The following is a 24,587-nucleotide window of genomic DNA, read 5'->3' as shown; positions in this document are numbered from 1 at the left end:
TTTTGTACCTCCTATAATCCAAGTGTTTTTCGTGGATCTTTTTTTGCGTTATGCGGTTGTCCTAATTCAGTCATATGTTCTAAATGAAGATGATTCCCTGTACTTGATCCTGTTGTCCCACATGTCCCAACGGAATCGCCTTGATTTACAGATTGACCATTTCGTACGCCAATCGATGTTAAGTGAGCGTACCGACTAAACTCATTGTCACCATGCTTCACCGTGACATAATTTCCGTATCCGATGTTACTATGAATCGCTTCAACGACCTTGCCATCTTTCACACTCAAAATATCGTCAGATGGTGTACACCCAAAATCTAACCCACCATGAAACGAATTGACTTCCCCTGTGATAGGGTGTGTACGTGGACCGAACTCACTCGTTATGCGTATCTCTTTTAATGGCAGCGTCCATTCAGAATTTCCTTCCCCTACATAATCAGGTTCATTCGTATCTAAATATCTGTATACATTATCAATGTAATTGGGATCGCCATAGACATTCCACCCTAGGCGTTGTTTCATATGATCGGAAAATTGCTGTGCTAAAGCTTGACTATACTCTCCGTTATTATATTTGTTCGCATAATCAATAAAGCCGTGCCCCATGTTGTAACTTTGTAACGCTAGTTTTGTATCACCGCCCGCTGATTCTAAAACAGTTGAAAAATAGTAAACCCCTTGCTGAATCGATTCTTCGGGATCAGTGATCGTATTCACAGGCAACCCTAGACTTTCTGAACTCTGCATAACGTCCGCCAGTCTTCCTCCACTTTCCTGCATGGTCATTGCCATTAAGATTTCGGTGTGATCTTCGATCCCATTTTCCTTGGCGTATTTTTCAAAGAAAGGTCGATACCGTTCAATCTCAGGACTAACACCATTAAACCGGTAGTCACCTTCATACATGAATTCTTCATCTCTTATATCTTCGTTTACACTTGAATCATTCTCACCAGTAACGGTCATCATAATTCCTAAAAACAATAGACCCATACCGACAACGGGTATCAGGAACAGGCAACCTAGTTTTTTCATGTCACTTCTCCTTTCCTATAAAAAAAGGACATCCTAAGATGTCCTATCCTCTCCTACTATGGCGGTCTTCGTCTTTTTCAATGGCGTGTAATTCTTGATGTGTACGTTCTTGATTTTGTTTCCTTTCATTTTTTGATATGGCATTGGTTCGCTTCTCATGTTGAGAAACTCCCTTAGAGCCTGTTTCTTTTTTAACAGATTGAGAAGGTTGTTTCGTTTGACCCTGCTTCGGTTGAAGTCCTTTATTTTGCTTAGTTATTTGTGATTGATTAATAGAATGATTAGTGGTTGTTCTCGCTTGTGAAGGATTAGAAAACGTTTGAACCGAAGGTTTAGATTCTCTTTCTTTCGATTGTAACGATTCTTCTATATGCTTTGTACGTATTCCCTTCGATTTTACCTCTTTTTGAGTAGGTGATTTGGTCTCACGTTCCTTCGGCTTCAATACGCTTTGATGATTTTGACTTGTTCTGTCTTGTTTCGTTTCTTTTGATGGTTGTTTATGAGACGAATCTCCTTTTTGTACAGTACGCAACGCCTTATGATCCTCTAAGTTTGTAACGGTATTTGCTTTTCGTCCTTGTTGTTCCTGTGCTTGTAAGCCTTTTCGATCATCCTTCGACTGTTGTTTACTTCGTGCTGTATGTGGTGTTTGTGTATTCTTCTTTGTGGCTCGGCGGTCAATCTTTTCTTTATCTGACATAGGGGCTAAAGCGTGTTGTTGTTGATCTTGCTCTTGTTTCGCTTTACGTTTTTCCTCCTTCTGTTCTTTCTTCCGCTCGGCTCTTGTTTGCCTCGCCTGTTGTGGTGTACGTTCGTTGTTTGTTTTTACAAATGCTGTACTTCCTGATGTTGGTGTTTCCTGATGATCTTTTGTCTGTGCGGTGCGATCCTCTTTTGCCACGCCTTTCATACCTGTTGCGGTTGCCTGTTCCCTTGTTGCGCTTGGCGCATTCACACTGGAAGAAGGCGACGACGCTTCTTGTCCCGTGTGCCTAGAGGAAGCTAAACGTAATCCTGCCATCTTTGACTGCAATGGCTGTAATGCAGGATTCACCACATCACGTTGAACATTCTTTACCATGTTATTATCAACCGATTGAACCTTACCAGCCGTGATAAAATTAACAAGCGAATCACGTTTTCGAATCATAAAGAAAAAGAGAATAATCATAGAAAATAGATTCACTAAATACATCGCAAAACCATTCGGTGGTAAAAGGGTATCCACGATGAAACATAGAAGATAGACAAAAAGTACGAGTATACCAAGCAACGCTTTGATTAAAAATACACTCGCAAGTTTCCCGATGGCTTTAAATCCCGAATTAGCGAAGGACGGGATATACGCCATGATAAAGGCAAATGGTAGGGCAAAGGTTAACGCTAAGGCAAGTATCTCTAAAATAAGATTTAAGAAAGGTAATAGAAAGAATGGAATTCCTATACCTAACGCACCGACTAAAACGAGTAGCGATATCCCTAATTGAGAGAACACATTTCCTGATCCTAAGTTATCATTGTTTAACTTATTAATTTCACCCTTTACATAAGCATCTCGATCCTTCATTCCATCACTGGTTAACTCAAAAGCTAACATACGATCCACTCGATTATATTGTTCATCACCCGGAAGTTCGGAGGGATCAGCATCATGATTATTAACCGCATTTTCGCTTGTCGTACCATAATTCGCAATGAGATAAGGTTTCTTCACCGCTAAATCAAAATAGATATTTCGCATGACGGATACTGTCCCATTCAAACGATCTTCTTCGTCAATGTTTTCTGTATCGGCATATACGCCATCACCGTTGGCAATGGTAATCATGCCGTTCCCTGCTTCCAATAGATAGCCTTGTGCTTCAACGGATACGGCATTCATGCTCTTAAGAAGATATCCTGCATTCATCATCCAGTACCCACCGACAACTAAGACGAGAAGCAGCAAAATAAATCGTCTGATTGCTTCCTTTACGCTCCCTCTCACAATGCACAAGTAAATCATATAGCCAATGGCAATAATGAAAAACAGTTCTCCGAAGTAGGTCTGTAACGTGTCATAAACCGTAGAGGTTACGCCCGTTAATAGATCAGCAAATCGTTCAATCGGTTCAAGTGAATACATGATTTCCATTGATTTATCGACCGTTTCAACAACGAATGTACCAATGGTGAAACTTAGGTTCGCAAAGCCAACGAATGCGCCCCGTAAAGTATGGCTACGATCTTCATTATTCGCAAAGTATCGATTTAACGGGAAACGCTTGATGTCTAACTCCACGCCCCCTTTTTCTTCGATAGTCACATCGGACATGTTTTCTGATCCTTGCGGTGGTTCTTCTTCATCTTCGGCATACGTTACACCTAACGTTGCGAACACAAGAAAAAGGGGGAGCAATATCGCCACCCCTAACAATAGTAGTTTTCGTTTCACATTACCCCTCCTTTCTAATCGATCCGTGTCAGGAGATAAAAGTCATATTTCACATGGTGTAATTCCTCTTTACTCAATCTCTGATATTCTTGATAACGGTCATATAGCTTAAAACAAATGGCACGTTGAAACCGATTTTGCTTGAATCGAATCCGATTCACAGGTACAGGGAAGCCGAGTAATTCCTCTAACACTCGCGAAGATGCTTCATGCCCTACATAACTCTCATAATCCGTTTCATGTTCAAACATGATTTTCCTCGCTTCAAGCAGCGTGATCTTTTCCGCTTTATAGTATCCTTGATTGGTCACAACCATTGAATTTAAAATTGCCAACTTCATCTGCTTGATCCACCTCATTTCTATAGATATTTTTCCTCGGCCACGGCTACTTTCGATTCTTCGACCGTCTCTAATGCGCCCTGCCATTCTTCAAACAAACATTCAATGCTGATTTTCGCTGTGCGTCCGTAGTAATCTTTAAATAGGCATTGTCCTTGAAACATGTTATCCATCATTTCCACGTTTTCCTCACTCGGCTCCATGTTCATCCATTTCAATACGTCTTCTCGCTCATTTGGTTCATCAAAAGCGAACGCTACACCGAAGTTCCCTGATTCTTCTTCACTCAATGCGTCCTTTGTTGTTTGAGTAATCAATACAAGCGCATTTTCATAACTTCTTCCTACTCGTCTCATTTGTTTCTCGACTTTCTTCCCTTGCTTACTTGATGTAAAGACCCATGCTTCATCAATAAATTCAATCGTTCGTTCACTTTTATCCATACCGAATAACTCACAAAACTTACCAAGCGCAAACATGACCGCACTCGATTTTAATTGTGAGTTGGTATAGCTTTCTATCGGATCGGTTGCGTCAGGTAAATCCAAGTGTTCAACCTCGATGATATTAATGCGATCTGTCAGCGACAACGCTTCATTCGATCCATCATGAACACATAATTTTAGAATACTATCAGCCACGACCTCATGAAGAAAGTCACCTGCTTTCTGAACAATCGGTTCTTCATGCTCTCTCATGAGTTCGATGATCTGCATTGATCCAACCTGTTCTTCTTGTTGTCTTCGTTCTATTACTTTGGCTATCGCTTGTAGAAACGCTGTATGAATATCGTCTTTCCCTTTAAAATCATAGACTTGGGAGAAGATGACCTGTACCATTTCTTTGGCTTGCATAGGTGGAAGGAAGACAATCGGATCAAGCGATCCCCAATTCTCTTCATTCTCTGAATCCAACGTCGTGAAGTGAAACCTTTCAAGATGTTCCGCAAATAAAGGATAGTCTTTTTGTACTTGCCGATTTTTCATCACCTTATTAATCCACTTTCTTAACTCCTTCTTTGGATCAATGTAAAGTGAGCGCACATTTAGCATACTCACATATAAGAATAGTAGTTTCGCAAGAAACGACTTCCCTGTTCCTGTATCACCAGTAATGAGTACATGTGGCGACCGTGTTTTTGATCCTCTTAATTGTTGATTCGCTAGAAACATGTGGTAGAGGACAGGAAAACGGCTTGAATGAATGGCACTCGATAAATCCGTATGTTTGGCGAATGGATCGATCCATCCGATGAAGAAGCCAACTTTTGAACCGATGTCTGCTGTGACCCCGAATAACCCTTCGGCTAATCCATCTTGTGTCGTCTTCTGTATCCAATTTCGGCTCGTTGCGTCCAGTCGCTCCCCTGGTAGAAATTTATAGAATAAGGGGAGTTGATCGGCTACAGGTAATCGGCACGTAATTCCTGCTGACTTCATGTGACGGATCACTAATTTTGCTCGGTTCTTACATTCTTTTTTACTCTCCCCTGTAACGACAATCACAGATAACCAGTTCATCATGTTCACATCATCATTCTTAATTTCATCCCTTAAATGCTTGACTAGATATGCACTGGTACTAACGGATGAATCGGTTTCTTCTCCCACCTGATTCTGTTCATTACTCGTTTCTTTTAGTTGTTGATTCTTCATGTTTAAATCCATCTTCGTTTTTGATTTACCTTCGGCTTGAATTTTCATTTGCACTTCTACTGGAAAGGGAAGCGTTTGTGCTTCATAAAACAATTCACTCTCTGCCATGTTATGTCGAAATTCGTCGACAACTACAAAGGACGCATAGGCTTCATCAAATTCACCATTCAGTTTTAAAACACCCGTAGAGGTTGGATCAATCAATGCATCCGTAATGGCATTCACACTTGTTTTGTCCATTTCTTCATCGACCTGATGGTCGATTCCTCGGATAAAATTATATCGATTCACATAGATCAATTCTTCTTCGGACAGTCTCACGCCCCCTACTATCATCATTACGTTTGCCATCGCTTCTTCGGCTTCTTTAAATTGATTAAAAAAGGATTCGGATACGTCCTGTTCCCACCCTAATAAATTGATAATCGTGTCTGTCGCCGTTGAAAACATGGACATCATATTCTCTTTTAAATCAGCGTCCACATTCACCAAATCAGACCGTAAGCGCACGCCTATAATAAAATCATTTTTCGTAACATTGCCTAATCGCTGATTCAACATGCGCTGGGTTTCTTCGGTGTAGTACATTGCCATTTCTTTGGAATCGTCTGCTAGATCATCATTCAGATCATCAAATTTTTCTTCTAATTGATAATCTTGTGGATACATCATCAAGTGAACATCTTTATACTCTGTTACTTCTTCAAAGTAGGCTTTCCAGTTCTTCTTATAGCGATTGACGACTTTCTTATTTTGCATGGGAATGGATTGACTCTTGACTCGATAATACCCCCACACGTCGCCCGTTTTCGTCAACAGTAAGTTCTTCCGTAGCGTCTTCATCGGTGTTTTTAACATACTCATAATGTGATTGCACCACCTTTACACAGGGTTTAAATGTTTGCGGTTCGTCCATCCATTGCACTTCATGATCTTGACAGAACCGCTTCTTTGGTAACTTAATTTGCAGATAGTATCGTGCAACATCTAAAAAGTAGAGATAAAGGTTTTTCCCTTCGGGTTTAATTTTGGTCACTAAAACGGTTAACCCGATAGGGATACCAATTAAGAAAACGAGAAAGCTTTTCCCAAACGCATGGGGGAATCCCATGCGAATGAGTAAGCCTAATCCTAGGACGATAAAGAAGAATAAAAAAAAGTTGATTACATGAATCAACTGAAAGGCAACAGGTAAGCTATATTCTTTTGTTAGCTGTTGAACCTGTTTCGGTTCTCTCATGGCTTTTCGGTAATTAAATACGTATCTCATGTCGTTCACACTCCTTAGAATGTATCAATAAAGGCTTGCACCCATGCACTCACTCTTGACCAGTTTTGAACCACAAAAGTAACAACCCCACCAAGAATCATGGTCATGACAATTCCACCAAATTTAAAGCGGGCAAAGTGTTTCGCCACCATGAAGAAGACGAGTAAACTAATCAGTTGAAGAATAACCGTCAATCCCCAATTCTCAACTACGTTTAATGTTGGTAATTCGTCTGGTACATTTGAGTTCGCTAATACAACTAGTTCCGTTAATTTCATTTCAATCACTCCTGTTTTTTTATTGGTATTGCAAGGTTTCAATAAAGAAATTGCCTTCATGACGTTGGAGGTCTAATTCCATATTCACCACGTGTGGAATGTTCGTTTCTACACCTCTAAACAAGACTGTCACGAATACCTGATAACCTTCTTCTTGTTCAACGATATGGGTATCTGTTAGTTCATCTAATTCAAACGCTCCATTCAAACTCATCGGCTCTTTCATCATGTACGCTAATTCCTCTTTCGGCTCGGACGCATACCGAGTAAAGAAGGTGTTTAAAAACGTATGAATTGGTTCAGTGTCTTCCCCTGTATAGGCTTCGGCTCTTTCTACTTCTTCCTGTTCAATCACTCCTTTCACGGTTGGTACTTCGGAGAAGTACGGCACACCTGATACGGCAAACTGATTTTCTTGCGATTGAACAGGAATGCTTAATAGTAAGGTTTGATCCGTTTCCTCTGTTTCTGTCACTATTTCGGTTTCAGGTTCTCTATCTTCCTCGTCTTCATCGTCCTTTTCCTCTTGTTCAATTTCCACTTCTTTTTCATGGTGAATGCGATTTGTGAACGTCACCTTGTATTGAAACAAGGCTTCATTTTCTTGTTCATCTTGTACATCAAAAAGAGAATAACTTTTTAACACTCGATCTCCTTGAATACCCGACAATTGATAAAATTCATTTCGTTCATTCTGGAAGGATTCAGACTGAACCATGTATTCTCTTAAGTTCTGTTTGCGTTCCTCGATCGCTTCATTCGTATTCGTCACGTTAATATAGGTTGGAACGAACCCTGATAGAAATTGTTCGGCTAACGGCTGCGACATGATTTCCTCTACTTCTACATTCTCTTGATTTAACATCGCATTCGTTGTATTCAGTCCTGACCGAGTATTCACAGATAACATGACGGTGAGAATTGAAAAGATGACAATCGTCGAAAGCATTGACCATACAGCTAATGCTGTTCGTTTTGAATGGTCTTTTTTCATAGGACTTTTTCGCTTTTTAGGTACTTTAATTTGTTTCGTTCGATTCTTAAATCGATTAAAGAGTTTCATACAGTCACCTACTTTCTGTTTCATCAGGTATTTTGTTAATGTACATCAAAAAAGATGTTACCTTTTGTAACACCTTCTTAGGAGAAGCATCTTTAAGATAGACCTTTTCATGTTTACGGTCACCATTCGGTAAATACGACATTTTATAGAAGGTATACCGATACGTGGCATACCCTCTTTTTCGTTCTCCCTCAACGACTAACATCGTCAAATGGCTTAACTCCTTCACATAGACCACTGATCCTTTACCGACTGTGAAACCCAATGCTAAAAAGTGTTCATCCATGGTTTTGTATTTTGTGAGCATAAAAATACCACTATCCTTTATCAGTAGTGGTTACGTCTTGGAACAGTATATATTTTAGTCCGTCAGATTCTTCCTGATATTGAGCGTCTTCATCTTCATGAACGATAAAGTGTGCAGTAATGTTTTTCACCACGTTATCCACAACCATCTTCACATCAACCACAAATTGTTCATAGACACCTTTAGCGATATATTGAACGTGTTCTTTCATTCGCTCAATCAACTGTTCTGCCACTTCTAACATTCCTTGATTGTCCAATTGATCCTCTAAATTTGAACGGTTTAATAAAATAACATTATTCATACAGTAATCATCCCTTTACGATTTAGTTTCTTGGAAAATGCTCGACTAAATAGTTCTGAAAGTACAATTCAATCACGCCACCCTCTTTCAATTCCAGTACAATGAAGTAGAAATCATAACTCCCTTCTGTCTCTCGACTGAATTCACTCAAATGTACGTGTACTAATTCTCCTATTTCAGTGTGGCGTGTAAATTCAGCCAACTGATCAAAGATCGGTTCCCATTGACGTTGAATGTTTTTCCTGATTAGCAATTCGTTCAATACGGATTCATTTACAACGTCTATAAAACTCATATCACACTCCTTTTAATCCGTACAATACTTGAGGTACAAATACTGGACACAATAAAGATCATAATTAGACTGATAATCCCGCCGATAAGAACTTGTTGTTCAATCGAAATCATCATGACTGTAAAAGCAATAAACGAAGTGCCAATGAGGAAACTAACCAATAAAATACTCGTTATTAAAGTCCTTAACATGCTTTCAACCTCCCAAATTTATTTTTCTAAGTGAGTATCTATTTGCTCATTTACATGAGACAATCAAAGAAAAGCTAATTCAGAGTTAGAAGAGGAGTTGACTGTATGTTCACTTTGATAAGAAATATCCACGGTTTAACAGAGACGTTAAAGGACTCAAGCAGTCAATTGGATAAAAACTTCATCCATATCTCTGACGCTACAAATTTAGCTAAAAAGCTAAACAGAAACACCGTAGAAGACTTACAGTGGACGGTTCATGAAATTATTGAACCTACAGTTTAAAACAGGTGACCGCCTGTTTTTTTTATTTTTCTTTCTTTTCATTTAGATATTTTATCCTAGAAAAAATCGTAATAAAATTCTAAGACAATGATCAATTAAAAGAGGTGTAAACCATGAAAATGATTCACGCAATACCTAGGCTTCCAGTAAGTAATATTAATCAAAGCTGCGACTTTTACAAAAGAACTTTAAACTTTACATTGATACACGCTGATACTGATTATGCGATTGTTTCTTCTGGAAAAGTTGAGCTTCACCTTTTTAGATGGACACCTGTCGATGGAGTTGAACAGTTAATTGCAAATAGTTGTCGTATAGAAGTCAAAGGAATCGATAAACTCTATAAGCAATTAGAAATTCATAATGTTATCCATCCAAACGGTAAACTTTCTAATAAAGATTGGGGAGAGAAGAGTTTTACGATGATTGACTTAGATAACAATGCCATAGACTTTTATGAGACAATTTAAATTTAAGAATCTAAGACCTCGGACGCTGTCCAAACCTGCAAGCTAATTTAGCTTGACCAAGGGTTAAGTCATCCCCCATCCCCCAATCTTGGGGGCTACCCTAGCCGGTAGGCGAACAAAAAAAAGTGTTTTTTTGTTAGGCCAAGAGGGTGTACTTCCGATACTCTATCAACTCCTTAAATTCCTTTCACTCTGTTTCAGTCAGACATTTACCGTTGACAGATACGATATACAGAGCCTTGGCTTAGGCGTGTACCATATCTTTAACTTCACCCAACCACACATCAAGCATTTTTTCTTGTTTCTTGGTCATTTCGGCATTGGTCACCATATCTGATAGCTGATTTGTACCTAACACTTGATCCGCTTCAAGTACCATTTTCATAGATGGCGCACATGAATTGCCTAACCAACGCTTGGTCTTTTCATAAAATTCTTCCTCGGGACTCATTAACAAGCTTAAACGCCCAAAGTCACCAATAAAGTCTTGCCAAAATTGGCTCGTTTCCCATTTGGAACGTGGTTTCTCTTCATCCTTATCCGCAAACCGAATATAGTTATTCACGACTTGCATTGCGATATCCAAAAACTGATTGGTTTTCATCAAAGAGAGAATGGCTTTTTGCGCCCGTTCGTTTTTCATCCGTAGTTCATAGCGATTCCAGTCGTCCATATCCTCAATGGGTAGATCGTATTTTTCAGCTTGTTCATAGTTTTTCTCGTAGAAACAAAGGTACGTTTCTGACTTTTTCGAGCCAAAATATAGAGTTGTTCCTCCGTTTGAACCATCCTTTATACTAACAGAACCATTAAAATCTGATTTCCTAAACCTTGATATGGCTTCGCCACGTTGAACCTTCTCAAGCAAATGAGGGACCGTGAAATAAGTCTTCCGATCATCGATCGCAATATCAACTCGACTGAATTTACCATTCAAATTCAAGCAGTCTTGAAAGAAATCGAACCATGTTTTGTTCCGAGCCTTTAAGAATGTTTCAAATTGCCTGCACCCTTTACCTGACATTTCGACTAATATTCCTCGGCTATCTCCTGGCTTCGAGTAGAAGACTTTAATTTGATCGAGTTGAAACGTCCCAATGTAGCCATAAAAGCCTGATTCTAATTCCTGCATATACGCTTTCTTTAGATGAACAACCTTTTCAAGAATCAAATCAACATTATGTGTTTTGAAAGATACTCTTACGTAATCCATCATAGCGGTTAATTCATGTTCCACACCGTTCACCTCTGTTTCTTGTTTTTAATTACTACCCCCCTGTTAGCTAGGGGGGGTTAGTTTAGTAGGTCACTCGCTGCGCTCATTCCCTACGCTTGTTTCCGAGGCTGTCGCTACGTTGCCACTGGCGACTGCCGCCGCCGACGCGCCAACCTCTCCAACAGACGCTTGCTCGATCTCCTTCATGAAATCATACCCCTTCGGTACAAATGGACTGTAAAACTCCATAATGGTGGATGTACCACTATCCGCATAGCCACGCCCTTTAACACTCTTATTAATAAAGGTTTTATCCGAATCACCAAACATCATCCCGTAACCTGTCTCCGACATTCTGCCTAACGTCACTCGGAAATTAAACTGGTCACGTATCCCATCGGCTAGATACTTAGCATCAGGTCGTTGCGCTCCAAGCACTAAAAAATAACCCATCTGCCGACCAAGCATGACGAGTTGTTTCATGTATCCCATGGCTTGTTGTCTTTCAGTGTGTTCTAACAAATCCATGAATGCGACATATTCATCAAAGAAAATAAATACAGGTGGTAAGCCTAAATAAGCATAGTTTTCACCCGTTCGATACTCAGGCATGTTTTTCATGTCCTCGGATCGTTTCATCATTCCTTCGACTGACTTTCTAAGCGTCATAAGAATCCCTGTAGACTTTGAAAAGACTGTACCTTTTGGCAATACCGCTTCTAAGTCAGCTAAATCAGCATTTTTCGGATCAAGTATTTTAATCTCTGCATCTGATTTAAGCACCGCTTGTATAATCGTTAAGATAAAGTAAGTCTTCCCTCCACCTGTTCCACCTGCAATCAGCATGTGTGGAAGTTTATCAAACGACCAATAAACGCCATCCATCAACTTCATAGACCCGTTCTGAACAATCACTTCTTGTATTGGAATCCGCTTCTTACTAGCGTCATACAACAGCTTGAATACCACGAAGTTTTCTTCCACTTCTCGGTCTACGAGATCACAAAAAAGACCACTCTCTAAATCCTTCCCTAGGTTTAGATAACGGTCTTGAAATCGGCTCATATCCATCGCAATTCTGATATAGATATGACCTTTCTTTTTCTTATAATAGGCTCTTGGAAAGTAAGTGATTTTATTTTTACTCACCTGCTTCTCTGACCATTGCGATTCTGTTTGAACCCGCTGTTCCTCTACAAAGCGATTAGAAAAGAACATACGTGTAATCTTCTGTCTATGCCATATGCTTTTATATTTCTCATGAAACAGCAGATAAGCAATGACCACAGCTACTAATCCAATTAAAATTGATACTCCTGTCCCTCTAGCAATCAATAGCCAATTCCATTCACTTAGTTGAGTAAACACTTGGTACTGGTGAATTTCTAACCAATCAATGATAGGAAAAGTATTACGAAAATTAACATACATGCCTAAAAGGAAAATAGGAATGAACACCATTAATATGGCATTTCGTACACCATTTTTCATATGAGGTAAGATTCTATGCCCTCGGTACTTCCAAAGCCGATCTCGAAAACCCATTACTACCTCCTATCAGAATTTGATAGATTCTACATTGCTTTATCCTTCTTACGCTCAAAGTATGGATATATGAAGTAACCACTGATGAAACCTCCTAGTGTAGAACCGATAACGCCCTGCCAATAAAATTCACCACCTAAAACAAATCCAACTATTGTCATCATTACAGCAAACATTAGTGAGTATTGTAATGCTCTTTTTAGACGTCTACTCATATTGACCTCCTATTAGGCTTTTATAATTCCCTTCCCTAACATGAACGAGGTCAATCGTTTTCCAATTAAAAGAAAGCGTACTAAATTAATAATCTAGTACGCTTTGCTTTAATTATTTCTTATCTGCCCCTGCTCCAACTGGTTCTTTGTTGTCCTGTGTTTTCTTATCGAAGCCTTTTTGTCCCAATGGTTTAATATCCTCCGCAACAATAGTATAGATGATGTTTGCAAAGGTTCCGTTCACTTGGGCTCTTGCTGTGATTCTAGGGTGAACCAGTTCAACTTCACTCATGAAATCATATTCTTTTAGATCAATATAATCAGGTAGCGTGACTTCAATCTGCCCCTGTTGAATACTTGAACCCAAATTATAGATTCTCGATTCCAACTTATCTGTGCGTTCACCTTTTTCACGGTCATAATACATTCTTTCTCTTGCTAACCCCATAAACACTAGCGTTCCAAATGTCTCTGTCTGATCCGGTTTAATTCCTGCTTTTAAATTCATATACAATTCCTCTTTTCGTTAAATTAGTTTTGTGTTTTCTCTTCGTCCATTTTCAACAGTTCAACTCAATCTATAAAAAGAAAAATCGCTCCGGTTCTGTATCCATCATGGCGCTTATCAGTCGCCTTCTTTGCGACCTAGTAGGTCAAAGCTATGACCATCAGCACGAATATTCGTTCCTGCTACAGCATTTTAACAAGTGTTAGCTGTGTCCACTTAATACTCACGAACGTGACATTTTAAGTAGAGTACGCTATAATAAACTTTCCACAGTTTTATTAGGGCGTATCTGACTTTGTCAGGTGCGCTTTCTTTCTATATGTAATTATCAAGGTACTCTCAACCCTTCCTGGTATTTAAGCTCTCCTATAAGTGGTTTATCTTCACACTCAATGTTCACCCTCAAATACTGATATTTCTTTTCTTCCTAGCTTATAGTTCTTTGAAATTCTTCTGTATGAGACACCATGTTCAAGCAATTTATGAATGACTTTCTTTGAAATAGGCTGTTTCATATAGTGGTTTATCTTCACACTATGTAAGGCCAGTTTCATTCTTGCTTGCCAGTCACCTTCCATCTTTTTCGCAAGCGGGATAGCTTCTTGCATCAATGTCTGCATCTCAACAAACTGCATTTAACCCACCTTACCTTTATAAACATATCTTTCTTCAAACTTAGACTTACTCACTTTTCCTCTGATAACCATATACCCTTCTTGTTTTAATTCTCTATTTAATTGCCTAATCACTTCGTAAGCTTTTGCTTCCTTTACATGTAGAATCTCTTGAACATCTTTAGGTGTTAAAAACTCACTCATTTAAATCACCTCTTTATAAAGTTTAATTGCTTATACTCATATTAAATTAACTTAAAGTACATGTCAATAAAAATATACAAATAGTATATTAAAAATCTTTTTAGTGTACTTATATTTTATTTTCTTTATGGATATTATAAAGATATTTCCTGTATCAGTTGATAAAATAATAATAATGAACTAAAAGTAGAATGAGGGATATTAATGACTTTAGGACAACGCCTTAGAATTGCGAGAATACAAAGTAACCTTAAACAAAAGGAAGCTGCTAAGAAATTAAATATATCTAATAACGTTTTATCAACCTATGAACGTGATTTTAGAGATCCTGACACGCAGACATTAAAAAAGCTTGCTGAACTTTACAATGTATCTGCTGACTTTCTGTTAGACATTAATTCTGAAAACACAAAGGAAATTGACCTTAGTAATCCTTTGGATAAAACCTTCAATGAAGTACTGTTAGAATTAAGCACCGAAGATATACAATTTCTTTCTAAAGGTGAAATTGATGAGGAAACGGCACAGTTAGTTAAAGTAGCACTTAAAAATGGGGTAAATTTTGTGGACGAGTATCTATCCGCTAAAAATAACAAGAAAAAGTAAATTTCCAGTTATTTTGTAGGACTACCTTACTGTTTATCGATTTTTGTGAAACAATATGGATAATCACCCCGTATTTTAGAAAAACAATGCTTTTATTGTAATTTCTATAAATACAGAAGAGGGTGGTTTTCTTGTTGTCAGAAGATGAAATTTTTCTAGAATGTGAATCAGTTACAACAACATTAGGTACTAGTAACCCTTGGGAAATTTGCGATAAGCTTAATATCTTCATCCTCTATAGTGAGCTAGGAAAAGTTGAATGCATGTCACAAGTACATAATGGACTTTTTGTGATACATGTTTCTAAGTTTTTTTCTGACATTCAATTCTTCCTAGCTCATGAGCTAGGTCATTATTTTTTACATAGGGATAATGACTTTTTTAAACTAATAAATTGTACATTGTTTTTAGGGAGTGATGAAAATGTAGAAGCAGACTTGTTTGCAGAAAAACTTCTGACATGCTTTCATACTTAAAAATCTGTTTAGGAGGTATTAATATGCCAATCAAACCGACTGACAATGGCAAGTTTAAAGTTGATGTTAGTTTAGGAGAAGATCCAGTTACTGGTCGCAGAAGAAGAAAAATTAAAGTGTTTAACACTAGAAAGGAAGCGGAAAAATACGAAGATGAATTGCATCATATTTATAATACAAAGCAAATTTTCGGAGAACGTAATTTAAGTTTTTCTTTAGTCAGAGATTTGTACCTTGAAGATTGCAAAATACATTCGAAACAAAGCACCTTTTCAATGATCCGTTATGTTGTGGGAAAACATATTACTCCTTACTGGGAGAATAGTTTCTTACGAGGTATCACAACAAGAGACGTGAGGAAATTTCAGGAGAAACTTATTGCTTCTCAGATGGCTAACAAGTCCATTAATAACATTATGATTATACTTAAATGTATTTTCAGAAAAGCTGTTGAAGAGAATGCTATGTCATTTAATCCGTCTGATAACGTTAAGAACCTCAGAAAGACCACTAAACAAATGAAGTTTTGGACACCTGATGAGTTTAAACAATTCTTGTCGTTGATCGAAGAAGAAGACTTCCTTTTTAGAGCTTTCTATTCCACAGCTTATTTAACTGGTATGAGATGTGGTGAAATGCTTGCCTTGAATTGGACTGACATTGATCCATATAGACGTGAGATAAATGTCTATAAGTCTTTATCTTATAATAGAAGCGAACTGGTGATAGCTGAACCTAAAACAAGGAGCTCTATTAGACGTATAAGTGTAAACAATAAGCTTCTTTTATTACTTGATGAATGGAAAGAAAAGCAAAAGTACCTTTTTGATAGGCTAAGAATGACTCACACTGATCAAACACATATCTTCCAGTACAAAGACGTCCCTCCTACTAAAGATCGTTTCAGTAGGAAAATAAAGTTGATATGTAAAGATAGTGACTTAGATCCAATTAGGCTGCATGATTTACGTCATTCTCATGTCGCTTTGCTAATACATCAAAAAGAGGATTATGCTACGATAAAAGAAAGGTTAGGTCATGCTTCAATCAAGACTACAATCGATGTTTATGGTCACCTTTATCCAAATAAGCAACAAGAAACAGCAGATAGGTTAGATGAGCTGTTTTAACTGGTTAAAATACATTGTAAAATAAAGATAACCAAATTTGAAATCGTCTTGAAAGGATTGAACTCATGGAAGCAACTTTAGCAACTATATTTTCAACAGTAATTTTAGCTATGACAATTTTCACTATTGTAAAAGCACTGAACATAGCTTATAAGAGAAATGAAATTACAATTCGTAAGTTCATAGTGATAGCATCTTCATCTATAATGGTTGGAATTGCGTTGTCATTTTTACTGTTTTACACGTATCAAAATTTGTTTGACTATTTTCTTTAAATTATCGTTAAATGGCTAAAACCGAACATTACAGATTTTCGTTATCATGCACCAAAACATGTGTGGAAAGAATGTGGAAAGAATTTTTAATACTCTCCAGTTTTAGAACGCAAAAAAAATAGCACCAAAGCTCCGAAAGCCTTGCTACTACTCGATTTCACCTATATGCGGTTGAGAGGACTCGAACCTCCACGAGTTTAACCTCACTAGGCCCTCAACCTAGCGCGTCTGCCATTCCGCCACAACCGCTCGTTGTTGCATAAAAAAAAGCACTTTGTGAAAAGTGCGGGTGAAGGGACTTGAACCCCCACGTCATAAGACACTAGATCCTAAATCTAGCGCGTCTGCCAATTCCGCCACACCCGCGTATTTAGATAATAAGATAATGGCGGTCCGGACGGGACTCGAACCCGCGACCTCCTGCGTGACAGGCAGGCATTCTAACCAACTGAACTACCGGACCAATATTTATTTCAAGAAAAAATGGTGGAGGATGACGGGCTCGAACCGCCGACCCTCTGCTTGTAAGGCAGATGCTCTCCCAGCTGAGCTAATCCTCCATTATAACTTCAGATAAGCGTCGGATTTCTTCGTCCACTGCGTTATTCTCAATCAGTCACGTACTAAGGTACGCTCCTTCTTTCGAAAACTTGTGTCCTTGAACTCCTTGCTTCTCTTCGTTATTTGGCTGCGAATAACCTTCGAATCTCTTCGTCCATTTCGTTATTTTCAGTCAGTCACGTACGCTTGTACGCTCCCTCCTTCAAAAACTCATGTCCTCGACCTTCTCGCTTCTTCTTGCCAAACCAGGAAATATTGTTGTGACAACCTTCGAATCTCTTCGGTTGGTTTCACAGAAATGGTGACCCGTACGGGATTCGAACCCGTGATACCGCCGTGAAAGGGCGGTGTCTTAACCACTTGACCAACGGGCCTTAAAATGGCGGAGAAGGAGGGATTTGAACCCTCGCGCCGCTTACACGACCTACACCCTTAGCAGGGGCGCCCCTTCAGCCACTTGGGTACTTCTCCATGGCTCCACAGGTAGGACTCGAACCTACGACCGATCGGTTAACAGCCGATTGCTCTACCACTGAGCTACTGTGGAATATGTAAAATGCTTGTCGTTTTGGCGACTTCTATAATATATCACAGACAAGGTGTCCAAGCAATATCTTTTTTAAACTTTTTTTAATTTCCCTCTACATTTTCCGCAGGCATAGCGCGCAGTGTTGACTCTGCGTTTGCGCGTATAGGTTTGTTTGCAGTTTGTGCAAACGTAATTATGCAGCTGTTTTGGTGTATTTTGTGCGCCTTCGATGACCTGGCAGTGTCTAAGTCCCCCTACTTTAGCAAGAAGCTGCTTAAAGTCTTGATCCTTATGCTGGTACCCTCTTTTTAAAATATGCAGATGGTAATGGCATAGCTCGTGTTTGATAATGCCAATGAGTTCTTCTTCTCCAAAGGCTTCAAGCATCTTGGGGTTAATCTCGATGTCGTGTGAGCGCAAGAAGTACCGGCCTCCTGTGGTTCGGAGTCTCGGGTTAAAGCGGGCTTTGTGCAGAAAGGGTCGATTGAAGTGTGTATTAGACAGGTCTTCGACGAGCTGCTGCAGGTCTTGCTCGTGCATTTAGTTTCACCCTTTCGTTCTTTGTTTGTCTTTTAGGAAACACTGACAAACTGCATTGCATATAGTAGATAATATTATCATATGAACGAAGGAGTTGGCGAATCATGCCTAACTGGTTAAAGAAGCAATTGAAACGTGCATTCGTCGAGAAGAACAAGTATCAGCTCCGCGTGTTGAACCAGTGCTGGTTTTATTATCAACAGAAGGACGGGGAGAAACAAGTGAAAAACCGACCTTAAGCAAGAAAGGTCGGTTTTTCGTCTTCTTTATGAGGAAAGGGTTTGGTTTTCTGGTGGAAGCATCGTCAGTGCAATTCTTCCTTTTTGTACGTCTACGGACGATACCCAGACCGTGACGATATCTCCGACTGCAACCACATCCATTGGATTTTTGACAAAACGCTTTGTAAGCTTCGAGATGTGGACGAGCCCATCCTGTTTCACTCCGATGTCTACAAAGGCACCAAAGTCTACGACGTTACGAACGGTTCCTTCCAGCTCCATTCCTGGTTCTAAGTCTTCCATCTTTAAGACGTCCTGTTTTAAAAGTGGCTTGGCTACTTCATCCCGTGGATCACGAGTTGGGCGGATAAAGGCGTCGATAATGTCTTGTAAGGTTGGAAGGCCAATGTTCAGCTCTTCTGCCAATGATTGAATATTCATCGCCTGCAATCGCTCCTTCGCTACATCTGAGCCAATGTCTGTCGCAGGGATGGCTGCCTTCTCCAGTATGGACGCTGCTACCTTGTAGCTCTCTGGGTGAATGCCCGTCGCATCAAGTGGCTGTTTGCCATTTTGGATACGTAGGAATCCAATACATTGTTCATATGTTTTTGCACCGAGGCGCGGTATTTTCTTAAGTTCTGCGCGACTATTAAAACGACCTTCTTCATCACGTTTTTTGATAATGTTGTTGGCTACCGTTTTTGATAAACCTGCGACATATTGCAAGAGCGCAGCGGACGCGGTGTTCACGTTCACTCCTACTCGGTTTACAACGGTTTCCACAACAAAGGATAAGGATTCTGTTAGTTTCTTTTGCGAAACATCATGTTGATACTGGCCGACCCCTACTGATTTCGGATCAATTTTGACAAGCTCTGCAAGCGGGTCCTGAAGTCTACGGGCAATTGAGATGGCACTGCGCTCTTCTACCTGCAGATCCGGGAATTCTTCACGCCCATTGTCTGAAGCTGAGTACACACTTGCTCCAGCTTCGTTAACGATCACGTAAAAGACTTCATCTTCTACCTCACGAATCGTGTCTGCGATGAATTGTTCCGTTTCTCTTGATGCAGTTCCATTTCCAATGGCTATGACGTTTACACCAAACTGCTTAATAAGCTGCTTCACCACTTTGGATGATTGCTCCACTTCTGACTTAGGTGGGGTCGGATAGATCACTCGGATATCAAGTACCTTTCCTGTATGGTCCACTACAGCCAGCTTACAGCCTGTACGATATGCCGGGTCAACACCAAGAACAATTTGCTGCTTCATTGGTGGCTGAAGCAATAGATTGCGGAGGTTCTCAGCAAAAATGTGGATGGCCTGCTCTTCTCCTGCTTCATTCAGCTCGTTACGCACTTCTCGTTCGATCGATGGCTGGATCAGACGCTTATAGCTGTCCTGGACCGCAACTTCTACAAACGGGATTGCCTTTGAGTCAAATGAACGAATGGTCTTGCGAACAAGCTCACTTGTTAAGCGGTCGTCTGGAGCGCTCACACGAACTTTTAGAATGCCTTCCTTCTCTCCACGGTTTACAGCTAATACGCGGTGCGGAGCAATGGATTTTAGGGGTTCGGAATAATCGTAGTACATCTCGAACACGCCTTTTTCATCTGCTTCCTGATTCTTTACTTCGGCCACTAAGCTACCTTCTTTAATCGTTTTGATCCGAATGAGACTTCTGAGGTCTGCATCATCTGCGACCCACTCGGCGATAATGTCCTGCGCCCCTTCGATTGCAGCTTCAACTGTTTCGATTTCATGTTCTTCAGATATGTATTTCTCAGCCTCTTGTGTTGGTTCTCCGGTTCTAGGTAAGGCAAATAACCATTCCGCTAAAGGCTCAAGTCCCTTGTCCTTCGCAACAGTTGCTCTGGTGCGACGCTTTTGCTTGTATGGACGGTATAAGTCCTCGATCGTTTGCAATTTATCTGCTGCTTCAATGGCTTGGCGTAATTCATCTGTTAGCTTCTCTTGTGCATCAATGAGACGAATGACCTCTGCTTTACGGTCGCTTAATTGGTTCACATAGGCCCACCGCTCAGCCAGCTCCTTCAACTGGACCTCATCCATTCCACCCGTCATTTCTTTACGGTATCTCGCGATAAATGGGACGGTGTTCCCTTCGTCCATCATGGCTATTACTTGTTTGACGTGTGTTGCTTTTACAGTTAGCTCTGTGGCAATCTGCTGAATCATCGAATCCTTCTCTTCCATGTTCTCGCCCTCCTTTGTTTCCATAAAGCTATTCTATCATAGACTTCCATCGCAAATAAAATAAGCCTTCCACCTCATCAAACGGTGAAAAGCTTATTTTAATTTCCCTATTAACAAAGTGACATCATCATTGTCTACATATTTGGCTGCGTCAAAAATTCGGTTTTTGTTTTCACTTAAGCTATTGATCTCAAGGAGGGTCAATTTAGGAGGAGGGCTTGCCACACCATCCGAATAAAGGATAAAAATCGTTCCTTCATCGTAGTAATAGTGACTTTCTTGTATCTTTTCATGGCGACCGCACAAGTAGCCTCTTCTTGAAATGGGTTGAACGGCTGTTCCGTTAGGATTATACATCGTAAACCCAATGTTACCTACGTTGCTGTAACTGATCTTGCGTTCTTTCAGATCCAGTTTAACGACCGTTAAAACTGCGCCACGCTTGTTTAATAATGCTTGGTTACACTTCTCAACAATCTCTTTCACAGGTAAGTGATGGTGTTGCTTCACGACTTCAGCCGCAGCTTGTGCTGATTCGCTTGCCCCTTCTCCACTTCCTAATCCGTCAATGACGGCACATACTATATAATCATCTGTGTTAATAATTGTATGAGCATCTCCACAATACTCTCCGTTATTCTTTGATCGTTCTAAGACAGCGACTTCAATGTGATGATCTTGCGTATACATAACCATTACAAAATCTCAGACGGTTCCACGCGAATCGATTCTCTTAGTTTTTCCAATGCACGGCGTTGTAGCCTTGACACATGCATCTGTGAGATTCCTAAGCGTTCTCCCGCTTCCTTTTGACTATAGTTATCGTAATAAGTGTATTGAAGGATTAATTTTTCCCGTTCGTTTAACACTTGAAATGCTTTTTCTAAAAGCATTTGCTGATCCGTCTGCTCATACCCACTATCTTCTTTACCAACTAAATCTAGAAGAGTGACTTCTCCACCCTCTTGGTCCGCTTCAAGTGCACGGTTAACTGATAGAGCCTGATAGCTTTTGCTCATCTCCATGGTTTCAAGAATTTCTTCTTCGGATACATCTAGGAAATCTGAGATCTCATGTAATTGGGGAGAACGCTGCAATTCAGATGTGAGCGTGTCTACTGCTTTTTTAATTTTAGGTCCAAGCTCTTTGATTCGACGAGGCACGTGCACACTCCACGTCTTATCACGAATGAATCTCTTAATTTCACCAACTATGGTCGGCACAGCAAAAGACTCAAAGCTGCGACCGAATTCTCCGTCAAAGCGTTGCAATGCAGCTAGTAAGCCGACCATGCCAACTTGGAATAAATCCTCATCATGCTCTCTGCCCTTTGAGAATTTCCTTGATAGTGAACGGACTAAAGCTTCATAGTGCTTGACCAGCTTCAGTTGGACATCATCGTTACGAGTTTCTTGAAATTCTTTGATCCACCCGTAAACCTTATCCTTGTTCTGACTGTAGTGATGAGATTCCGTCGACATGTTCTTCCACCTCATTTTTCCGTAGAAACTTTGTCATCATCAGTACCACTCCCGCTTCATCGTGAATCTGTACTTTATCCATGAGAGTACTAATGAGGAATAAACCAAGTCCACCTTCTTTCATATCACCGATTGGCTGCTTGGAATCAACAGGTCCGAGCTTGCCTTGAAGCTCTTTGCTATCAAAGCTTTGACCTTCATCCGCAATAATAATTTCAATTCGGTCTTCAAATAAGTCACAGGCAATTTTAACATTGCCGCCATCTTCATATGCATGACTGACAGCATTTGTACAAGCTTCAGCTACTGCAATCTTCATATCCTCTATATCGTCATAAGAAAAACCTAACCGATTGGCAATTCCCGAAATGGTCAGGCGTACTACACCGACGTATTCCGCTTTCGCTGGAATACTCATTTCTATATGGTCTACTTGATGTTCATTCATTTGGCTTCTTCCCCCCGATCAACAATGTTCATCACTTCATCTAGACCAGTAATGACAAAAAGACGTTTGATACGCTCTGACATACCAACTAATGTTAACGTGCTGTCATTTGAGTCAGTTGCCTTAAGAACTCCAACAAATACTCCTAAACCCGTACTATCTATATATTGAACCTCAGATAAGTCCACCACAACTTCTACTCCTGATCCTTCAGTAAGTGGAACAAGGGTTTCCTTCAACTTAGGTGCTGTATACGTATCAATTTCTCCAGCGAGAAAGACATTCTTTTGACTTTCTAATTCCTCAACTCGTATATCCAAATTCAATGTAGCAACCTCCTTGAGTTAGAACCGTCTCGACTTTATGTTTAGTATTCAATGTACCTTGTTTACCACAAAACGTTGGTATTTAAACCTGTCTTCTTAAAATGATTAATGTTAAATCATCTCGTAATGTAAAGTCCTGCAATTTACTTAGTTCACGATAGACATTTTCAGCTAACTCCTGTGCCTTAAGATGCATTGATTTACGTATGAGATCCACAATTTCTTCACGTTCAAGAAACTCTTCTCCCATACGGCATTCCGTTACACCGTCGGTTAAGAGAATCACCATATCTCCAATGTCGAGCTGTTTCACATATTCCTGATACGTCGCCTTTTTTGAGACACCGAGAACTAAACCCTTTGCGCTCAAATCCTCAAATGAATCGTTTTTGGCATGATAAAAGAAACCTGGCTCGTGTCCAGCACCTGAATAGGTAAATTCATGAGCTTGAATATTGTAGTATCCGTACATCATCGTCACAAACATGCTGTCGTCTACATTTTGCTCAACTACGCGATTTAAATTCTCTAAAAGAGCACTTGGATTCAATTGCTGCTCAGGCAAACTATCCATGGCATACTTAATCATGGACATACATAGAGCTGCTGGCACACCTTTTCCGATAATATCCGCGATGGCTAGCCCGATACTTCCAAATTGGTCTTGAACATAGTGGTAATAATCACCGCTCATTTTCTTAGCAGGTACACTTACAATTCCAATATCTAACCCTTGTACAGAGACGTCTTCTCGAGGCAGGAGTGTTTGTTGCATTTTTGCTGCAACATCAATCTCTGCCTCAAGCTCTTGCTGACGATCTCTTAAAATTTGATGCTCCCGATAGGCCATTCCGTATCCCATCATTGCTTCTAAAAGAAAATCAAACGATGCTTGAATGTCATCAGGCAGCTCAGGATACAGCTGATCCATAATAGAGCGATGGAGACTCACAAGTTCTTCTGGTGAAGTCTTATGCTCAAGCAATGTTCTCGTGAATTGTTGCGCTTCGTAGAGAACATGCTCGCTCCCTGTATTTAAATAGGACTCTAAAATCTTTTTATAGGACGTTTCGATATTGTTGTCTGTGTAATTCATAGTGCATTGTCGTCCTCCTTAGCGGAGCCATTTAGTTGCCGTAATGGTTGTCCCTTTATCTACTTCAGATTCAATATTAAAATCGTCCATTAATCGTCTTACACCAGGTAGACCTGCTCCAAGCCCACTTGAAGTCGTGAACCCATCGACCATCACCTGTCTTAAATCAGGTATACCAGGCCCTAAGTCTGATGCAATAATTTTAATTCCCTTTTTTGTTCCGAACTTTCCTTTGTCTTCAACGATCTCAATCTTAATTTCTCCACGTTGTGCGTAAAGATAAATATTACGAGCAAGCTCTGAGATGGCTGTCGTAATCCTGGCTTGATCTACATTTCCAAAGCCAAGCTCCTTTGAAAGGGTTCTTCCTGCCTGTCTTGCAGCAACAATTCCCCATTCATTTTTTACTTCAACACAGGATTGGGTTTCCATCA

The 24,587-nt window shown here is 39.9% G+C and carries 30 protein-coding genes, 7 tRNA genes and 1 pseudogene; 6 read left to right on the top strand and 32 right to left on the bottom strand.

All coding sequences use genetic code 11. The features are described from left to right. Positions 1-11: 11 nt before the first annotated feature. From JNO66_RS13935 to JNO66_RS13885, 11 genes are read right to left on the bottom strand one after another with little or no spacing between them, the layout of a single operon-like run. On the bottom strand, positions 12-1,040 hold the full coding sequence (locus JNO66_RS13935) for a lysozyme family protein (RefSeq protein ID WP_203089031.1): 1,029 nt from the start codon (positions 1,038-1,040) through the stop codon (positions 12-14). 43 nt (positions 1,041-1,083) lie between these two features. Beyond that, the gene (locus JNO66_RS13930; RefSeq protein ID WP_203089029.1) at positions 1,084-3,477 is read right to left on the bottom strand and encodes a CD3337/EF1877 family mobilome membrane protein; all 2,394 of its coding nucleotides are present in this window, start codon (positions 3,475-3,477) and stop codon (positions 1,084-1,086) included. Positions 3,478-3,491: 14 nt separating this feature from the next. After that, entirely contained in the window at positions 3,492-3,818 is a 327-nt protein-coding gene (locus JNO66_RS13925; protein WP_203089027.1) for an STIV orfB116 family protein, read from the bottom strand. Between the two features lie 20 nt (positions 3,819-3,838). After that, positions 3,839-6,232: an ATP-binding protein gene (locus JNO66_RS13920; RefSeq protein ID WP_273753687.1), complete on the bottom strand. Its 2,394-nt coding sequence runs from the start codon at positions 6,230-6,232 to the stop codon at positions 3,839-3,841. Then, on the bottom strand, positions 6,222-6,743 hold the full coding sequence (locus JNO66_RS13915; protein ID WP_203089025.1) for a conjugal transfer protein: 522 nt from the start codon (positions 6,741-6,743) through the stop codon (positions 6,222-6,224). Before JNO66_RS13915 ends, JNO66_RS13920 begins: the two co-directional genes overlap by 11 nt. Before the next feature lie 14 nt (positions 6,744-6,757). Continuing rightward, positions 6,758-7,021 (bottom strand): hypothetical protein, encoded by a 264-nt coding sequence (locus JNO66_RS13910; RefSeq protein ID WP_203089023.1) that lies wholly within the window; start codon positions 7,019-7,021, stop codon positions 6,758-6,760. Positions 7,022-7,040: 19 nt separating this feature from the next. Next, entirely contained in the window at positions 7,041-8,084 is a 1,044-nt protein-coding gene (locus tag JNO66_RS13905) for a conjugal transfer protein (protein WP_203089021.1), read from the bottom strand. Positions 8,085-8,088: 4 nt separating this feature from the next. Then, positions 8,089-8,370 (bottom strand): hypothetical protein, encoded by a 282-nt coding sequence (locus tag JNO66_RS13900; protein WP_203089370.1) that lies wholly within the window; start codon positions 8,368-8,370, stop codon positions 8,089-8,091. Positions 8,371-8,401: 31 nt separating this feature from the next. Beyond that, positions 8,402-8,695 (bottom strand): hypothetical protein, encoded by a 294-nt coding sequence (locus JNO66_RS13895; protein ID WP_203089019.1) that lies wholly within the window; start codon positions 8,693-8,695, stop codon positions 8,402-8,404. A gap of 22 nt (positions 8,696-8,717) precedes the next feature. Continuing rightward, the gene (locus JNO66_RS13890) at positions 8,718-8,990 is read right to left on the bottom strand and encodes a hypothetical protein (RefSeq protein WP_203089017.1); all 273 of its coding nucleotides are present in this window, start codon (positions 8,988-8,990) and stop codon (positions 8,718-8,720) included. Beyond that, the gene (locus tag JNO66_RS13885; RefSeq protein WP_203089015.1) at positions 8,987-9,181 is read right to left on the bottom strand and encodes a hypothetical protein; all 195 of its coding nucleotides are present in this window, start codon (positions 9,179-9,181) and stop codon (positions 8,987-8,989) included. The genes JNO66_RS13890 and JNO66_RS13885 overlap by 4 nt, the downstream gene beginning before the upstream one ends. A 105-nt stretch (positions 9,182-9,286) precedes the next feature. On the opposite strand from JNO66_RS13885, the gene JNO66_RS13880 reads away from it, so the two are divergent. Together JNO66_RS13880 and JNO66_RS13875 are read left to right on the top strand one after the other, a co-directional pair. Next, positions 9,287-9,466 carry a hypothetical protein gene (locus tag JNO66_RS13880; protein ID WP_203089013.1) on the top strand — a complete coding sequence of 60 codons (180 nt, stop codon included), beginning with the start codon at positions 9,287-9,289 and terminating at the stop codon, positions 9,464-9,466. 113 nt (positions 9,467-9,579) lie between these two features. After that, complete coding sequence (locus JNO66_RS13875; RefSeq protein WP_203089012.1) at positions 9,580-9,936, top strand: VOC family protein; 357 nt, start codon at positions 9,580-9,582, stop codon at positions 9,934-9,936. Positions 9,937-10,180: 244 nt separating this feature from the next. Here JNO66_RS13875 and JNO66_RS13870 read toward each other — a convergent pair. The 6 genes and pseudogenes from JNO66_RS13870 to xis form a co-directional block, all read right to left on the bottom strand. Continuing rightward, positions 10,181-11,202 (bottom strand): annotated as a pseudogene (locus JNO66_RS13870) (replication initiation factor domain-containing protein). A 40-nt stretch (positions 11,203-11,242) separates the two neighbouring features. Next, positions 11,243-12,697 (bottom strand): FtsK/SpoIIIE domain-containing protein, encoded by a 1,455-nt coding sequence (locus JNO66_RS13865; protein ID WP_246483282.1) that lies wholly within the window; start codon positions 12,695-12,697, stop codon positions 11,243-11,245. A 29-nt stretch (positions 12,698-12,726) separates the two neighbouring features. After that, positions 12,727-12,912, bottom strand: a complete 186-nt coding sequence (locus JNO66_RS13860) for a hypothetical protein (protein ID WP_203089011.1) — start codon at positions 12,910-12,912, stop codon at positions 12,727-12,729. 112 nt (positions 12,913-13,024) lie between these two features. Continuing rightward, complete coding sequence (locus tag JNO66_RS13855) at positions 13,025-13,420, bottom strand: DUF961 family protein (protein ID WP_203089010.1); 396 nt, start codon at positions 13,418-13,420, stop codon at positions 13,025-13,027. A 389-nt stretch (positions 13,421-13,809) separates the two neighbouring features. Then, positions 13,810-14,055 carry a hypothetical protein gene (locus tag JNO66_RS13850; RefSeq protein WP_203089009.1) on the bottom strand — a complete coding sequence of 82 codons (246 nt, stop codon included), beginning with the start codon at positions 14,053-14,055 and terminating at the stop codon, positions 13,810-13,812. After that, positions 14,056-14,238, bottom strand: a complete 183-nt coding sequence (gene xis / locus JNO66_RS13845) for an ICEBs1 excisionase (protein WP_203089008.1) — start codon at positions 14,236-14,238, stop codon at positions 14,056-14,058. A gap of 204 nt (positions 14,239-14,442) precedes the next feature. Between xis and JNO66_RS13840 the strand changes: the two genes are divergently transcribed. From JNO66_RS13840 to JNO66_RS13830, 3 genes are all read left to right on the top strand, one after another. Further along, positions 14,443-14,844: a helix-turn-helix domain-containing protein gene (locus tag JNO66_RS13840; RefSeq protein ID WP_203089007.1), complete on the top strand. Its 402-nt coding sequence runs from the start codon at positions 14,443-14,445 to the stop codon at positions 14,842-14,844. A gap of 134 nt (positions 14,845-14,978) precedes the next feature. Next, on the top strand, positions 14,979-15,320 hold the full coding sequence (locus tag JNO66_RS13835; protein ID WP_203089006.1) for an ImmA/IrrE family metallo-endopeptidase: 342 nt from the start codon (positions 14,979-14,981) through the stop codon (positions 15,318-15,320). Between the two features lie 23 nt (positions 15,321-15,343). Continuing rightward, the gene (locus JNO66_RS13830) at positions 15,344-16,450 is read left to right on the top strand and encodes a tyrosine-type recombinase/integrase (RefSeq protein WP_203089005.1); all 1,107 of its coding nucleotides are present in this window, start codon (positions 15,344-15,346) and stop codon (positions 16,448-16,450) included. A gap of 441 nt (positions 16,451-16,891) precedes the next feature. Here JNO66_RS13830 and JNO66_RS13825 read toward each other — a convergent pair. The 8 genes from JNO66_RS13825 to JNO66_RS13790 form a co-directional block, all read right to left on the bottom strand. Next, a tRNA-Leu gene (locus JNO66_RS13825) sits at positions 16,892-16,974 on the bottom strand. Positions 16,975-17,009: 35 nt separating this feature from the next. After that, positions 17,010-17,091, bottom strand: a tRNA-Leu gene (locus JNO66_RS13820). A gap of 20 nt (positions 17,092-17,111) precedes the next feature. After that, positions 17,112-17,188 (bottom strand) — tRNA-Asp (locus tag JNO66_RS13815). 21 nt (positions 17,189-17,209) lie between these two features. Continuing rightward, a tRNA-Val gene (locus JNO66_RS13810) sits at positions 17,210-17,285 on the bottom strand. A gap of 300 nt (positions 17,286-17,585) precedes the next feature. Beyond that, positions 17,586-17,660: transfer RNA gene (locus JNO66_RS13805), tRNA-Glu, on the bottom strand. A gap of 6 nt (positions 17,661-17,666) precedes the next feature. Next, positions 17,667-17,757: transfer RNA gene (locus tag JNO66_RS13800), tRNA-Ser, on the bottom strand. A 1-nt stretch (position 17,758) separates the two neighbouring features. Continuing rightward, positions 17,759-17,833, bottom strand: a tRNA-Asn gene (locus tag JNO66_RS13795). Positions 17,834-17,905: 72 nt separating this feature from the next. Continuing rightward, positions 17,906-18,355 carry a SprT family protein gene (locus tag JNO66_RS13790; RefSeq protein WP_203089004.1) on the bottom strand — a complete coding sequence of 150 codons (450 nt, stop codon included), beginning with the start codon at positions 18,353-18,355 and terminating at the stop codon, positions 17,906-17,908. Between the two features lie 104 nt (positions 18,356-18,459). Between JNO66_RS13790 and cmpA the strand changes: the two genes are divergently transcribed. Continuing rightward, positions 18,460-18,594 (top strand): cortex morphogenetic protein CmpA, encoded by a 135-nt coding sequence (gene cmpA, locus JNO66_RS13785; protein ID WP_203089003.1) that lies wholly within the window; start codon positions 18,460-18,462, stop codon positions 18,592-18,594. A gap of 27 nt (positions 18,595-18,621) precedes the next feature. On the opposite strand, the gene JNO66_RS13780 is transcribed toward cmpA, so the two are convergent. The 7 genes from JNO66_RS13780 to JNO66_RS13750 form a co-directional block, all read right to left on the bottom strand. Then, the gene (locus JNO66_RS13780) at positions 18,622-20,802 is read right to left on the bottom strand and encodes a Tex family protein (protein WP_203089002.1); all 2,181 of its coding nucleotides are present in this window, start codon (positions 20,800-20,802) and stop codon (positions 18,622-18,624) included. 93 nt (positions 20,803-20,895) lie between these two features. After that, positions 20,896-21,498 carry a SpoIIE family protein phosphatase gene (locus tag JNO66_RS13775; protein WP_203089001.1) on the bottom strand — a complete coding sequence of 201 codons (603 nt, stop codon included), beginning with the start codon at positions 21,496-21,498 and terminating at the stop codon, positions 20,896-20,898. After that, on the bottom strand, positions 21,498-22,283 hold the full coding sequence (sigB, locus tag JNO66_RS13770) for an RNA polymerase sigma factor SigB (RefSeq protein WP_203089000.1): 786 nt from the start codon (positions 22,281-22,283) through the stop codon (positions 21,498-21,500). Before sigB ends, JNO66_RS13775 begins: the two co-directional genes overlap by 1 nt. Next, complete coding sequence (gene rsbW / locus JNO66_RS13765; protein ID WP_203088999.1) at positions 22,243-22,731, bottom strand: anti-sigma B factor RsbW; 489 nt, start codon at positions 22,729-22,731, stop codon at positions 22,243-22,245. Before rsbW ends, sigB begins: the two co-directional genes overlap by 41 nt. Beyond that, a complete protein-coding gene (locus JNO66_RS13760) occupies positions 22,728-23,057 on the bottom strand; it encodes an STAS domain-containing protein (RefSeq protein ID WP_203088998.1) in 330 nt (109 codons plus the stop codon). The genes rsbW and JNO66_RS13760 overlap by 4 nt, the downstream gene beginning before the upstream one ends. 82 nt (positions 23,058-23,139) lie before the next feature. Then, entirely contained in the window at positions 23,140-24,153 is a 1,014-nt protein-coding gene (locus JNO66_RS13755) for a PP2C family protein-serine/threonine phosphatase (protein WP_203088997.1), read from the bottom strand. Positions 24,154-24,171: 18 nt separating this feature from the next. Next, a complete protein-coding gene (locus JNO66_RS13750; RefSeq protein WP_203089366.1) occupies positions 24,172-24,585 on the bottom strand; it encodes an anti-sigma regulatory factor in 414 nt (137 codons plus the stop codon). Between the last annotated feature and the right edge of the window lie 2 nt (positions 24,586-24,587).

This window comes from Alkalicoccobacillus gibsonii (assembly GCF_016798245.1).
GTDB lineage: Bacteria > Bacillota > Bacilli > Bacillales > Bacillaceae_D > Alkalicoccobacillus > Alkalicoccobacillus gibsonii.
The sequence above is the reverse complement of the archived record's forward strand: the minus strand, read 5'-3'. Positions and strand labels throughout refer to the sequence as shown.

Coding starts and splice junctions, on each gene's coding strand:
- JNO66_RS13935 (WP_203089031.1), bottom strand. CDS start 1,040: ATGAAAAAACTAGGTTGCCTGTTCCTGATACCCGTTGTCGGTATGGGT.
- JNO66_RS13925 (WP_203089027.1), bottom strand. CDS start 3,818: ATGAAGTTGGCAATTTTAAATTCAATGGTTGTGACCAATCAAGGATAC.
- JNO66_RS13920 (WP_273753687.1), bottom strand. CDS start 6,232: ATGCAAAATAAGAAAGTCGTCAATCGCTATAAGAAGAACTGGAAAGCC.
- JNO66_RS13915 (WP_203089025.1), bottom strand. CDS start 6,743: ATGAGATACGTATTTAATTACCGAAAAGCCATGAGAGAACCGAAACAG.
- JNO66_RS13910 (WP_203089023.1), bottom strand. CDS start 7,021: ATGAAATTAACGGAACTAGTTGTATTAGCGAACTCAAATGTACCAGAC.
- JNO66_RS13905 (WP_203089021.1), bottom strand. CDS start 8,084: ATGAAACTCTTTAATCGATTTAAGAATCGAACGAAACAAATTAAAGTA.
- JNO66_RS13900 (WP_203089370.1), bottom strand. CDS start 8,370: ATGGATGAACACTTTTTAGCATTGGGTTTCACAGTCGGTAAAGGATCA.
- JNO66_RS13895 (WP_203089019.1), bottom strand. CDS start 8,695: ATGAATAATGTTATTTTATTAAACCGTTCAAATTTAGAGGATCAATTG.
- JNO66_RS13890 (WP_203089017.1), bottom strand. CDS start 8,990: ATGAGTTTTATAGACGTTGTAAATGAATCCGTATTGAACGAATTGCTA.
- JNO66_RS13885 (WP_203089015.1), bottom strand. CDS start 9,181: ATGTTAAGGACTTTAATAACGAGTATTTTATTGGTTAGTTTCCTCATT.
- JNO66_RS13880 (WP_203089013.1), top strand. CDS start 9,287: ATGTTCACTTTGATAAGAAATATCCACGGTTTAACAGAGACGTTAAAG.
- JNO66_RS13875 (WP_203089012.1), top strand. CDS start 9,580: ATGAAAATGATTCACGCAATACCTAGGCTTCCAGTAAGTAATATTAAT.
- JNO66_RS13865 (WP_246483282.1), bottom strand. CDS start 12,697: ATGGGTTTTCGAGATCGGCTTTGGAAGTACCGAGGGCATAGAATCTTA.
- JNO66_RS13860 (WP_203089011.1), bottom strand. CDS start 12,912: ATGAGTAGACGTCTAAAAAGAGCATTACAATACTCACTAATGTTTGCT.
- JNO66_RS13855 (WP_203089010.1), bottom strand. CDS start 13,420: ATGAATTTAAAAGCAGGAATTAAACCGGATCAGACAGAGACATTTGGA.
- JNO66_RS13850 (WP_203089009.1), bottom strand. CDS start 14,055: ATGCAGTTTGTTGAGATGCAGACATTGATGCAAGAAGCTATCCCGCTT.
- xis (WP_203089008.1), bottom strand. CDS start 14,238: ATGAGTGAGTTTTTAACACCTAAAGATGTTCAAGAGATTCTACATGTA.
- JNO66_RS13840 (WP_203089007.1), top strand. CDS start 14,443: ATGACTTTAGGACAACGCCTTAGAATTGCGAGAATACAAAGTAACCTT.
- JNO66_RS13830 (WP_203089005.1), top strand. CDS start 15,344: ATGCCAATCAAACCGACTGACAATGGCAAGTTTAAAGTTGATGTTAGT.
- JNO66_RS13790 (WP_203089004.1), bottom strand. CDS start 18,355: ATGCACGAGCAAGACCTGCAGCAGCTCGTCGAAGACCTGTCTAATACA.
- cmpA (WP_203089003.1), top strand. CDS start 18,460: ATGCCTAACTGGTTAAAGAAGCAATTGAAACGTGCATTCGTCGAGAAG.
- JNO66_RS13780 (WP_203089002.1), bottom strand. CDS start 20,802: ATGGAAGAGAAGGATTCGATGATTCAGCAGATTGCCACAGAGCTAACT.
- JNO66_RS13775 (WP_203089001.1), bottom strand. CDS start 21,498: ATGGTTATGTATACGCAAGATCATCACATTGAAGTCGCTGTCTTAGAA.
- sigB (WP_203089000.1), bottom strand. CDS start 22,283: ATGTCGACGGAATCTCATCACTACAGTCAGAACAAGGATAAGGTTTAC.
- rsbW (WP_203088999.1), bottom strand. CDS start 22,731: ATGAATGAACATCAAGTAGACCATATAGAAATGAGTATTCCAGCGAAA.
- JNO66_RS13755 (WP_203088997.1), bottom strand. CDS start 24,153: ATGAATTACACAGACAACAATATCGAAACGTCCTATAAAAAGATTTTA.
- JNO66_RS13750 (WP_203089366.1), bottom strand. CDS start 24,585: ATGGAAACCCAATCCTGTGTTGAAGTAAAAAATGAATGGGGAATTGTT.